This is a genomic window from Neisseria sp. P0021.S005, from assembly GCF_051956955.1.
The window spans coordinates 1-12077 of record NZ_JBQCWY010000056.1 but is presented as its reverse complement, the minus strand read 5'-3'; the positions used below and the strand labels follow the sequence as shown (position 1 = coordinate 12077).

Below are 12077 nucleotides of genomic sequence, written 5' to 3'. Positions count from 1 at the left end.
TTATTTTTTTATGCACTACTTTTTGTAGTGTCATGTAATTTCAGCACAGAATATTCAATAAGACAATATCTTTCTTTTTAAAAAGATTTTTGAGGTTTTACCCTAAAAAGATATCTATTTAGACCGGCCAGATTGTTTACAATCCGCTAAAAATAAAGGCTGCGGCCGAGAGAAAATGCCAAATGAAAGTTAATCAACCATCAATTAAGACTGCAACAATTAAAATGACACAATCGACAAATGGCACATTATTGAAAAATACAAACACGCAAATCTTGTTTTAAAAAGCTTCAGGCCGTCCGAAAGATGGTTTTCAGACGGCCTGAGGCTTGCTATTTATATTGATAAAGTCAGGTTGATGAATGTTACCCAAGCAACTGCGCCAACAATCGGGCAAAGCGTTCCGTTGCGCCTTCGCTGGTGTGCAAATACAGGGCGGGCTCGATGAGTTCCAATTCATTGAGCAGGAAGGTGTCGCCGACCAATGTACCGTCCACCCGAGCGTAAACCGGAATTTGCGGCAAAGCGGCCAGTACGTCTTGCGCGGCACGGACGGCAAACTCGGGCGGCTCAATACCGAACACCGACACGCCATAGGCCGAGTTGGCGCGCCATTCGCCTTGCGGCGGCTGACGGCGCACGGCATGGCTGAGTATGCCGTTGAAAAACACCAGCGAGGTTTCACCCGCTGTTTCGATTTCGCGGATATACGGTTGAACAATCATACCTTGCGGATAATCCGCCATGTTCACGTCCAATGCGTCCGCACAAACTTTAACCACGCCTTTGCCGCTCTGCCCAAATGCCGGCTTGATGACTGCTTCCATCCAACCTTGTCGGTTCAGGATGTCGGCCAATTCGGCTTTTTGCGGCGGAACGAACACGCTGGGAATCACTTGCGCACCGCGTTCTGCCAAATCGCACAAATAAGTCTTTTCCATATTCCAAGCCATCAGCTCGGGCGGATTGATAAAACGCTGCCCCGCCTGCTCGGCATGCTCCAGCCATTGGCGGAAGACTTCGGGTTCGGCGGCATAATCCCATGCGCACAAAGGCAGTAAAAACGGTGCGGACGGATGGTTTTGCCACGCATCAAATACGGTTTTCACGCCCATGCTTTCCAAGCATGCCGCCAATGTTTTCAGGTTGTCCGATGGTTCGGGATAGGTTTGGCAGGTAATGAGTGCCAAAACGGTTTGCTCGGTCATGGTTGCCACCTCGTCGCTAAAACCAAAATTATATAGCGAAATCAAACCAAAAGATTTTTCAGACAGCCTGATACATGAGGCCGATTCTGATAAAATGGTTTCCCCTTTTTCGTCGGAACATGCTCATGAAATCTGCCCACGTCCTTGTCTGGTTCCGCCGCAACCTCCGCCTGCACGACAATGCCGCGCTTAATGCCGCCGTTGCAAGCGGTTTGCCCATCACCTGCGTCTGGGTCAGCCAAAGGCCGTCTGAAAACCACAATCCGCGTCAAAGCCTGTTCCACTATCAAGCCGCGCAAGAGCTGCATACCCGTCTGGCGGCACACCATATTCCTTTATATGTCGTTGCCTCCGACGAAGACCTCCTCCCCTTGGCTGCTGCGCTCAATGCCCATACCGTCATCACAGACGAAGCCTACACCGAAGCCGAAATCCGTCAAGACAACCACCTCTGGCACAATTTCGACCGAGCAGGCATTGCCCTGCAACACGCCAACGACCGCGGCATTTTGGCCAAATCCCCCCTCATGGATGCCAACGGCCTGCCCTACACCGATTTTGCCGCCTATAAACAAGCATGGTTGCAGGCTTATTCAGGACAAAGGCCGTCTGAAACCGAATTGCCTGTTCAAACCGGACAAAACGTTCCACTGTTTCCAGCCCATACCGGCGCAGTATTGCCTGCCTATCAACAGGGTGGCGAAACCGCGGCCTTAACGCAATGGCACGCGTTCAAACAGAATTTGGTTCACTACCCGATTACCCAAAATTTTCCGGCACGAAAAAACACCAGCCTCCTCAATGCCTACCTGTCCGCAGGCTGCATTTCACCGCGCCTGCTGGCCGCCGAAGGCTTGGCAAACCGACATTTCGAGTGGCTGGACAAGCTTATTTTCCGCGACTACTGCTACCAGCTCGCCTACCACCGCCGCCTGCCCGAAACAACCGATGCCGCTCCGATATGCGAATACTGGCGACACGGCCAAACCGGCGTGCCCATCATCGACGCCTCCATCCGCGGCCTCGAAGCCACCGGCCACTTACACCCCGTTCTCCAGCAGCTGTGCGCCCACTATTTCTGCCATGCCCTCAACTTTGACCCTAACCAAGGCATCGCGTGGACAACCTCCGTCCAAACCGGCACCGACCCCGCGCTCAACCAAGCTAACTGGCACCTTGCCGCACAAGACACGGCCACCGTCCGCTATGCCCACCGTTCACATCAAATCGACCCCGACGGCAGCTACATCCGCAGTTACCTCCCCGAATTGGCGCACCTGCCCTCCACCCTCATCCACACGCCGTGGGCCGCCGCCGACGACATCGACACACACGGCTACCCCTTTCCCAAGGCCGTCTGAAACCTACGTTCACACCAAAAAACCACACTAAATACAGCTGAAAAACGTTCAAACAAAATATTTTGGTTTCAGACGGCCAAACAGATTGAATAGCCAAGATTTACACGGTAAACTTACGTCATTAAAAAATTTTATTATTTCATTACAATGAAACCCGCATTCGACATAAAAACGTCACGTTTGGACGTCTTATCCATCCATCTGCACACCGCAGATCTAACCGAATTGGAAGAATTCCTGCGCCAACTGGCAGGCCAATCCCAAGACGAATTCGTTCCCTTCATTTTAGACGTACAAGATTTCGACCATCCCGAATCCATCGATTTGGGCGGCATGATTTCCCTGTTTGCCCGTTACGGCATGCAAATTTTAGGGCTGCACCACACCAGCGACACATGGGCAGCGGCGGCGGCGCGTTACCACTTGGTATTCAAACAAGGCAACGCCACCCAGGCAGCCGACACACAGGCAGCGCCCACCCCGCGCCAAGCACCGCAGCCGCAAGACGTACAGGCCACCGTCATCAACAATCCGACCGTATTGGTCAGCACGCCCGTGCGTACCGGCCAGCAGGTGTACGCTGAAAACGGCGACCTCATCGTTACCGGCATCGTCAGCCAAGGTGCAGAACTTATCGCCGACGGCAACATCCATATTTACGCCCCCATGCGCGGCAGGGCGTTGGCCGGTGCGAAAGGCAACACCAACGCGCGCATCTTCATCCATTCCATGCAGGCCGAGTTAGTCTCCGTTGCCGGCATCTACCGCAACTTCGAGCAAGACCTGCCCGAGCATCTGCACAAAAAACCCGTACAAGTATCATTGCAAGACAACCGACTGGTTATCAGCGCAATCGACGCCGAATAAACATCAGTACTTAAAAAGGAAATATCGTGTCCAAAATCATCGTAGTAACTTCAGGTAAAGGCGGCGTAGGCAAGACCACTACCAGCGCCAGCATCGCAACCGGCCTGGCCCTGCGCGGCCACAAAACCGCCGTAATCGACTTCGACGTCGGTTTGCGCAACCTCGACCTGATTATGGGTTGCGAACGCCGCGTCGTGTATGACCTCATCAACGTCATCCAAGGCGAAGCCACACTCAACCAAGCCCTGATTAAAGACAAAAACTGCGAAAACCTCTACATCCTGCCCGCCTCGCAAACCCGCGACAAAGACGCGTTGACCCGCGACGGCGTCGACAAAGTGATGAAAGAGCTGTCCAGCAAAAAAATGGGCTTCGAGTTCATTATCTGCGACTCCCCTGCTGGTATCGAACAAGGCGCACTGATGGCGCTCTACTTTGCCGACGAAGCCATCATCACCACCAATCCGGAAGTATCCAGCGTCCGCGACTCCGACCGCATCTTGGGCATTTTGCAAAGCAAATCCCGCAAAGCCGAACAAGGCGGCACAGTTAAAGAGCACCTGCTGATTACCCGCTACTCCCCTGAGCGCGTGGCCAAGGGCGAAATGCTGTCTGTTCAAGATATCTGCGACATCTTGCGTATTCCGTTGATCGGTGTGATTCCTGAATCACAAAACGTACTGCAGGCCTCCAACGCCGGCGAACCTGTCATCCACCAAGACAATGCCGCCGCAGCCGAAGCCTACAAAGACGTTATTGCCCGCCTCTTGGGTGAAAACCGCGAAATGCGTTTCCTTGAAGCCGAGAAAAAAGGTTTCTTAAAACGACTGTTCGGAGGTTAATACATGTCACTGCTCGATATGCTGTTCGGCAGAAAGCCGAAAACCGCCACCGTCGCGCGCGACCGCCTGCAAATCATCATCGCGCAAGAACGCGCACAAGAAGGCCAAGCTCCAGATTATCTGCCGACCTTGCGCAAAGAGCTGCTGGAAGTCCTGTCCAAATACGTCAACGTATCATTGGACGACATCCGCATCTCCCAAGAGAAACAAGACGGCTTGGACGTTCTTGAGCTGAACATCACCCTGCCGGAACAAAAAAAGGCTTAACACATGACCTTGACCGAATTGCGTTACATCGTAGCCGTCGCACAAGAACGTCACTTCGGACGTGCCGCACGACGCTGCTTTGTCAGCCAGCCCACCCTCTCCATCGCCATCAAAAAGCTGGAGGAAGAGCTGTCGGTATCCCTGTTCGACCGTAGCAGCAACGACATCATCACGACCGAAGCGGGCGAGCGCATTGTCGCCCAAGCCCGCCGGGTTCTGGAAGAAGCCGAACTCATCAAGCACCTTGCCAATGAAGAGCAAAACGAATTGGAAGGCGCGTTCAAACTCGGCCTGATTTTTACCGTTGCCCCCTACCTTCTGCCCAAGCTCATTACCGCGCTGCGTGAAACCGCGCCGAAAATGCCGCTGATGCTGGAAGAGAACTATACCCACATCCTGACCGAGTCGCTCAAACGCGGCGATGTCGATGCAATCGTCGTTGCCGAACCGTTCCAAGAGCCGGGCATCGTAACCGAGCCCCTGTATGACGAACCTTTCTTCGTCATCGTTCCCAAAGGCCATCACTTTGAAGAACTCGATGCCGTTACGCCTCAGCTTTTGAGCGAAGAACAAGTGTTACTGCTATCCGAAGGCAACTGTATGCGCGACCAAGTGTTGGCAAGCTGTTCCGAATTGGCTTCCAAGCAAAAAATCCAGGGCTTGACCAATACCCTGCAAGGCAGCTCCATCAACACCATCCGCCACATGGTTGCCAGCGGCCTGGCCATCAGCGTCATGCCGGCTACCGCCTTGACCGAAAACGACCACATGCTTTTCAGCATTATCCCGTTTGAAGGCACTGCACCGCACCGCCGTGTCGTTTTGGCTTATCGCCGCAACTTTGTCCGTCCGAAAGCACTGACTGCCTTGCGCACTGCTATTTTGCAATCGCAACTGACCGGTGTAACGTTCGTCAACGAATAAACCGTAAAACAAAAGGCCGTCTGAACATTCAGACGGCCTTTTTATTTTTAACCAAATAAAGGATTAGTAGCGGGTATGAACTTGACTGCCGATAACACCACCCAAAGCCGCGCCACCCAAGGTAGAGCCGGTATCGCCACCAATCAAATTACCTGCCACGCCGCCCAATACCGCACCAGCAGCAGTGTTGCGTTGGGTTTGAGTCATATTGGCACATGCACCCAAAGAAGCGGCCAACATGATCAAGGTCACAGTTTTTGCAAAAGTTTTCTTCATGGTTTGATTCTCCATCAGGGGTTAAGCTGTATATGAAACAGTATGGCACAACCTTTCATTAATATATTTTCTGATAAGTAAAGACAGATTAAACTAAGATAACGCTCTTGATGAGCGGTTAAATACAAAAACAAACGGCAATTCCAAAAGAATATTTATAAATTTTAATATACTTGGCATAAAATTGCGCATACATCAACCGCATTCGGTAGTGATACAATGACGACTTGTCTGAATTACCGGAAACACCCGTCATGAGTATCTACGCACTGGCACACATCATCCACGTTTATTGCGCGATTGCCTTTGTCGGCGGCGTATTTTTCGAAATGCTGGTCCTCTCCGTTTTACACACCGGCCGCGTTTCGCGCGAATCGCGCCGTGAAGTCGAACGTGCCATGTCCTATCGTGCCGTCCGCGTGATGCCGCCTGTCGTCATTACCCTGTTCATCAGCGGCATCGTGATGGTGTACAACCGCTACCTGCCGATACTGCACCACCCATTCGACAGCTCCTTCGGCATCATGCTGAGCATCAAAATCCTGTTGGCAGTAAGCGTTTTGGTACATTTTGCCATCGCCGTCGTCAAAATGGCACGGCACACCCTTACCGTCGGCTGGTCGAAATACATACACGCCGTCGTATTCAGCCATATGCTGTTTATCGTCTTTTTTGCCAAAGCAATGTTCTACCTGTCTTGGTAAACCTTACCCATACCCCACACACAAGGATTGTTTATGACCCAATACCCGTCCGTCGGCTCGCCGATGTTTTACGGCATCTTCTTTATTGCCGTCTTAATTATGATCGCCATCGATATGGTGTCGCTGAAAAAAAACGGTGCCCACAAAGTCAGCATTAAAGAAGCCCTCGCTTGGAGCGGCATTTGGGTGGCCGTATCCTGCGCGTTTGCCGGCTGGCTCTATTTCGAACTGGCGGGCAACCCGGCTTACGGGGTCGTTGTCGCCAAAGAAAAAGTCCTCGAATTCTTCACCGGCTATGTGCTCGAAAAATCCCTTGCCGTCGACAACATCTTCGTTTTCCTGATGATTTTCGGCTATTTCAAAGTCGAACCCAAATTCCAACACCGCGTCTTACTCTATGGCGTATTCGGCGCCATCGTCCTACGCGCCATCATGATCTTCATCGGCGCAGCCTTGGTACAACAATTTGAATGGATTCTCTACCTCTTCGGCGCCTTCCTCTTATACACCGGCATTCACATGATGAAGCCCGAAGCCGAAGCTGAAGAAGACCTTTCCCAAAATAAGATCCTGACCCTGCTCAAAAAAGTCATCCCGACCAGCCTACAGTTTGACGGTGAAAAATTCTTTACCATTGAAAACGGCAAACGCATCGCTACGCCGCTTTTACTGGTATTGATTATGATCGAATTGAGCGACGTCATCTTTGCCGTGGACAGCATTCCTGCTATTTTTGCCGTCACCACCGACCCGTTCATCGTCCTTACCTCCAACATTTTTGCCATCTTAGGCCTGCGTGCCATGTACTTTTTGCTGGCGGATTTTGCCGAACGCTTTATCTTCCTCAAATACGGCTTGGCCTTCGTATTGAGCTTTATCGGTATCAAGATGCTGATTATGCACTGGGTACATATTCCGATTTCCATTTCCCTGTCCGTCGTCTTCGGCGCACTGGGCGCATCCATCCTGACTTCTTTGGTGTACACGCGTCAGCAAGAAAAAAAATAATCCGCCGATACAAAAAGGCCGTCTGAAAAACATTTTTTCAGACGGCCTTTTCAAATATCGGACACCGGCTTATTTAGCAGCATCTTTCAATTTGTCGGCAGCTTCTTGAGTTGCATCGGCAGCTTTACCCAAAGCATCTTTAGCCGCATCTTTGGCAGCGTCTTTAGCTTCGCCCACAGCAGCTTTTGCATCGTCCAAAGCTTTGTCGCTGGCTTCTTTAGCACCATCGATGGCTTTACCGGTAGTTTCTTTAGCATCGGAAATTGCTTTCTCCGCAGTTTCCTTCGCATCGGCACCGGCTTCTTTAGCGTCAGAAACAGCTTGTTCAGCAGCGCCTTTAGCTTCGGAAGCAGCAGCATCAGCAGCAGAAGCCGCGTGTTCAGCAGCAGCGTTCACATCAGAAGCAACGGCAGAAGCCGCTTCTTGAGTTTCCTGTTTCGCCTCTTGAGAACAAGCAGCCAAACCAGCCACCATCATCGCAGCAATCAATAATTTTTTCATGTTGTATATCCTTTGGTCTAAAAAATATCCATCAGAACTGACAGATTAGAAAATCATAACATAATTAATACTCGGAAACGGGAGAATTAACGCCAAATAACAATCGATTTACGTTTTTTGAAAAAAATTTCAAAAAAACAGTTGACGGAAAGAAACAAGCCACCTATAATGCACAGCCTATCGGGTCGTTAGCTCAGTCGGTAGAGCAGCGGACTTTTAATCCGTTGGTCGAGCGTTCGAATCGCTCACGACCCACCAAATATAAAAACCTGCTTTGAAAAAAGCAGGTTTTTTTACATCCCTATCAAACCCTTCTCCATACGATACCTCCCCTATCTTCAAAATCAAGCCATATACAGGCTTTGTCCCAATGCCGCGCATGAACGTTACCCAACGCATCACACCAGCACCAACCTACCTTTAATCAACCAAGTCCGACTCCCCCTTCCATCAACTTTTTCTAAAAACTTCCAAATACCTACCGTCAACCCACTCTAAATACTCTTGTATGCCAGACAATTTAGGCATAGACTAAAACTACATTCAACTACAACAATAGGAGAAAGTTTGATGAAACAACTGTCTATGTATATCAACGGCCGTTTTGAAACCGATTTTAACGGCACATGGCGCGATGTATTGAATCCGGCAACCGAAGAAGTCATCGCGCGTGAGCCTAAAGGCGGAAAAGCCGATGTTGACCGTGCCGTTGCCGCCGCCAGAGAGGCGCAAGCCGCATGGGAGCGTTTGCCTGCCGTTGAACGCGGCGCATACTTGCGCAAAATCGCCCAAGGCATCCGTGAACGCGCCGACGAGCTGACCGACACCATTGTCGCCGAAGGTGGCAAAACCAAAGACTTGGCACGCATAGAAGTCATGTTCACTGCCGACTATCTCGATTATCAAGCCGAATGGGCGCGCCGTTATGAAGGCGAAATCATCCAAAGCGACCGCCCGCGCGAAAACATTTTATTGTTCAAACGTCCTTTGGGCGTAATCGCCGGCATTTTGCCGTGGAATTTCCCCTTCTTCCTGATTGCCCGCAAAATGGGCCCGGCTTTGGTAACAGGCAATACCATCGTCGTCAAACCCAGCAGCGTCACCCCGATCAACTGCCACATCTTTGCTGAAATCGTTCACGCTTCAGGCTTACCGGCCGGCGTATTCAACGTCGTCAACGGCCCGGGTGCAGAAATCGGCAATGCCTTGGCATCACATCCGCAAGTCGACATGGTCAGCCTGACCGGTTCTGTAGAAGCAGGCCGCCAAGTAATGGAAGCCGCCGCCACTAACATTACCAAAGTCTCATTGGAACTCGGCGGCAAAGCCCCTGCCATCGTTTTGAAAGACGCGGATTTGGACTTGGCAGTGAAATCCATCTTGGCTTCGCGCGTCGGCAACACCGGCCAAATCTGTAACTGCGCCGAACGCGTATATGTCCACAGCAGCCTGAAAGACGCGTTTATCGAAAAAATGACCGCCGCCATGAAAGGCGTACGCTACGGCAACCCGGCCGAAGCCGAACCCGGCTCACTGGAAATGGGCCCGTTGATTGAAGAGCGTGCCGTCAAAGCCGTTGCCGAGAAAGTCGAACGCGCAGTTCGACAAGGCGCAACTTTGGTTTGCGGCGGCAAACGTGCCAACGGCAAAGGCTACTTCTTTGAACCTACCCTGCTGACTGATACCGACAACAGCATGGACATTATGAAGGAAGAAACCTTCGGCCCCGTCCTGCCGGTTGCCACTTTCGACACGCTCAATCAAGTCATCGCCTTGGCAAACGACAGCGAATTCGGCCTGACCAGCTCCGTCTATACCACCAATCTGAATGAAGCGTTTTATGTAACCCGCCGCCTGCGTTTCGGCGAAACCTACATCAACCGCGAAAACTTTGAAGCCATGCAGGGCTTCCATGCCGGTTGGAAAAAATCAGGTATCGGCGGCGCGGACGGTAAACACGGTTTGGAAGAATATCTGCAAACCCAAGTCGTTTATTTGGAAACCGATATCTAACTGACCTTCATGAAACAAAAGGCCGTCTGAAACCAATTTTTCAGGTTTCAGACGGCCTTTCTGCCTTTATAGAAAAAAACACCGACATCGCGTAAAATAGAGCCAATTTTTCACTTTATTCAGGCCGTCTGAAAACTCCGGCAGCCTGACTCATTTTTCCGGAAAACACCATGAGCGAACAAAACAATCCGCAAATCGAGCCGCAGTTGGACGAAAACCAAATCATCGCCCTGCGCCGCGAGAAACTGCACAACATCCGCAAAGAACGCAACGCCTACCCTAACGATTTCAAACGCGACAGCTTTGCCGCCAACCTGCATACCCAATACGGTGAAATCAGCAAAGAAGAACTCGACCCGCAAGGCATTCCCGTCAAAGTGGCCGGCCGCATGATGCTCAAACGTCAAATGGGCAAAGCCAGCTTCGCCACCATTCAAGACGTTACCGGTCAAATCCAGCTTTATCTAAACAACAAAGGCGTGAGCCAAGAAGTTTTGGACGACTTCAACCACTGGGACTTGGGCGACATCGTCGGTGCGGAAGGTACTTTGTTTAAAACCAACCATGGCGAATTGACCGTGCGCGTGTCCGACATCCGCCTGCTGTCCAAATCCCTGCGTCCGCTGCCGGACAAACACAAAGGCTTGAGCGATCAGGAAACCAAATACCGTCAACGCTACGTCGATTTGATTGCCAACGAAGAATCGCGCAATACCTTCATCAAACGCAGCCAAATCATCCAATCCGTGCGTAATTTCATGGTGAACGAGCATTATCTCGAAGTCGAAACCCCGATGATGCATCCGATTCCGGGCGGCGCAACAGCGAAACCTTTTGTTACCCACCACAATGCTTTGGACATTCCGCTCTACCTGCGCATTGCGCCCGAGCTGTATCTGAAACGCTTGGTGGTCGGCGGTTTGGAGCGCGTGTTTGAAATCAACCGCAGCTTCCGTAACGAAGGCATGTCCGTGCGCCATAACCCTGAATTCACCATGATCGAATTCTACGAAGCCTTCTCCGACTACGAACGCATGATGCAAATGGCGGAAGACATCATCCGCAACGCTTCCCGCGCGGTAAACGGCACGGCAAAAATCAGCTACAACGGCAAAGAAGTCGATTTGGAAAGCCCGTTTGAACGCCTGACCATTCTCGAAGCCATCAAGAAATACAATCCGCACTACACCGACGAGCAGTTGAACGATGAAGAATGGCTGAAAAAAGAAATCGTCAAACACGGCGAAAGCCTGCCTCCGTCTCCGGGCATCGGCAGCCTGCAACTTGCCCTGTTTGAAGGTTGTGCAGAAAGCAAACTGTGGAACCCGACTTTCATCATCGACTACCCTGTCGAAGTATCGCCATTGGCACGCGCATCCGACAGCAAACCGGGTTTGACCGAACGCTTCGAGCTTTTCGTTGTCGGCCGCGAACTGGCAAACGGCTACTCCGAGTTGAACGATCCGGAAGATCAAGCCGAACGCTTCAAGGCACAAGTGGCGCAAAAAGACGCTGGCGACGACGAAGCCATGCACTACGATGCCGACTACATCCGTGCCATGGAATTCGGCCTGCCGCCGACCGGCGGCTGCGGCATCGGCATCGACCGCTTGGTAATGTTGCTGACCGATTCGCAAACCATCCGCGACGTGATTCTGTTCCCGCAAATGCGTCCCGAATAACACATTGAAATAAAATCAAGGCCGTCTGAAAACAAGATTCTGTTTTCAGACGGCCTTTTTGTTCAAATATGTAAAACGGAAAAATTAAAATCGACAATTCCTTTACATTATAATAATAAAATTCCATGATAATCAAAAGCATAATATAAAAAAGAATATGTAAACGTTTTTCAGTTTGTTGACAGTCTGCTAGAATACATCCAATTACAGGACAGCCCACACACACAGGCTGTCTGAAAATGCAAAAACTCTGAAAGGTTTGTATGGATCAATTTTTCGAACAGCTTCACGGCTGGGTAAACGCCATCAACGACCCAATGTGGTCGGGGTTGGTATATATGCTTTTAGGCGCAGGCCTCTTTTTCACCGTTACCACCGGTTTTGTACAATTCCGCCTCTTCGGCCGCAGTATCAAAGAAATGCT

Annotated in this window: 12 protein-coding genes, 1 tRNA gene and 1 pseudogene; 11 read left to right on the top strand and 3 right to left on the bottom strand. The window is 51.0% G+C overall.

Annotated elements, in window-relative coordinates; translation table 11 throughout:
* Positions 1 to 365 precede the first annotated feature (365 nt).
* Positions 366 to 1208, bottom strand: coding sequence for an ATP-grasp domain-containing protein (locus ACTHUE_RS05420; protein ID WP_070695182.1), 843 nt, complete (start codon positions 1206 to 1208; stop codon positions 366 to 368).
* Between the two features lie 125 nt (positions 1209 to 1333).
* On the opposite strand from ACTHUE_RS05420, the gene ACTHUE_RS05415 reads away from it, so the two are divergent.
* From ACTHUE_RS05415 to ACTHUE_RS05395, 5 genes are all read left to right on the top strand, one after another.
* Positions 1334 to 2569 carry an FAD-binding domain-containing protein gene (locus ACTHUE_RS05415; RefSeq protein WP_070695181.1) on the top strand — a complete coding sequence of 412 codons (1236 nt, stop codon included), beginning with the start codon at positions 1334 to 1336 and terminating at the stop codon, positions 2567 to 2569.
* Positions 2570 to 2716: 147 nt separating this feature from the next.
* Positions 2717 to 3436 carry a septum site-determining protein MinC gene (gene minC, locus ACTHUE_RS05410; RefSeq protein WP_003749320.1) on the top strand — a complete coding sequence of 240 codons (720 nt, stop codon included), beginning with the start codon at positions 2717 to 2719 and terminating at the stop codon, positions 3434 to 3436.
* 26 nt (positions 3437 to 3462) lie between these two features.
* On the top strand, positions 3463 to 4278 hold the full coding sequence (minD, locus tag ACTHUE_RS05405) for a septum site-determining protein MinD (protein ID WP_003749316.1): 816 nt from the start codon (positions 3463 to 3465) through the stop codon (positions 4276 to 4278).
* A 3-nt stretch (positions 4279 to 4281) separates the two neighbouring features.
* Positions 4282 to 4545 carry a cell division topological specificity factor MinE gene (gene minE / locus ACTHUE_RS05400; RefSeq protein WP_003680625.1) on the top strand — a complete coding sequence of 88 codons (264 nt, stop codon included), beginning with the start codon at positions 4282 to 4284 and terminating at the stop codon, positions 4543 to 4545.
* A 3-nt stretch (positions 4546 to 4548) separates the two neighbouring features.
* Complete coding sequence (locus tag ACTHUE_RS05395) at positions 4549 to 5469, top strand: hydrogen peroxide-inducible genes activator (RefSeq protein WP_003749313.1); 921 nt, start codon at positions 4549 to 4551, stop codon at positions 5467 to 5469.
* A gap of 63 nt (positions 5470 to 5532) precedes the next feature.
* On the opposite strand, the gene ACTHUE_RS05390 is transcribed toward ACTHUE_RS05395, so the two are convergent.
* On the bottom strand, positions 5533 to 5745 hold the full coding sequence (locus ACTHUE_RS05390) for a glycine zipper 2TM domain-containing protein (protein WP_003684747.1): 213 nt from the start codon (positions 5743 to 5745) through the stop codon (positions 5533 to 5535).
* 254 nt (positions 5746 to 5999) lie between these two features.
* Between ACTHUE_RS05390 and ACTHUE_RS05385 the strand changes: the two genes are divergently transcribed.
* Together ACTHUE_RS05385 and ACTHUE_RS05380 are read left to right on the top strand one after the other, a co-directional pair.
* The gene (locus ACTHUE_RS05385) at positions 6000 to 6449 is read left to right on the top strand and encodes a CopD family copper resistance protein (protein ID WP_036493576.1); all 450 of its coding nucleotides are present in this window, start codon (positions 6000 to 6002) and stop codon (positions 6447 to 6449) included.
* 33 nt (positions 6450 to 6482) lie between these two features.
* A complete protein-coding gene (locus ACTHUE_RS05380) occupies positions 6483 to 7457 on the top strand; it encodes a TerC family protein (RefSeq protein ID WP_070695180.1) in 975 nt (324 codons plus the stop codon).
* Between the two features lie 69 nt (positions 7458 to 7526).
* Here ACTHUE_RS05380 and ACTHUE_RS05375 read toward each other — a convergent pair whose 3' ends face one another.
* The gene (locus tag ACTHUE_RS05375; protein WP_003749309.1) at positions 7527 to 7958 is read right to left on the bottom strand and encodes an Ag473 family lipoprotein; all 432 of its coding nucleotides are present in this window, start codon (positions 7956 to 7958) and stop codon (positions 7527 to 7529) included.
* Between the two features lie 182 nt (positions 7959 to 8140).
* Between ACTHUE_RS05375 and ACTHUE_RS05370 the strand changes: the two genes are divergently transcribed.
* From ACTHUE_RS05370 to ACTHUE_RS05355, 4 genes and pseudogenes are all read left to right on the top strand, one after another.
* Positions 8141 to 8216 (top strand) — tRNA-Lys (locus tag ACTHUE_RS05370).
* A 312-nt stretch (positions 8217 to 8528) separates the two neighbouring features.
* On the top strand, positions 8529 to 9971 hold the full coding sequence (gene aldA / locus ACTHUE_RS05365) for an aldehyde dehydrogenase (protein ID WP_440361275.1): 1443 nt from the start codon (positions 8529 to 8531) through the stop codon (positions 9969 to 9971).
* Between the two features lie 170 nt (positions 9972 to 10141).
* Positions 10142 to 11653 (top strand): lysine--tRNA ligase, encoded by a 1512-nt coding sequence (lysS, locus tag ACTHUE_RS05360; protein ID WP_440361276.1) that lies wholly within the window; start codon positions 10142 to 10144, stop codon positions 11651 to 11653.
* A gap of 263 nt (positions 11654 to 11916) precedes the next feature.
* Positions 11917 to 12077: pseudogene (locus ACTHUE_RS05355) on the top strand (sodium:alanine symporter family protein); the annotation flags it as partial.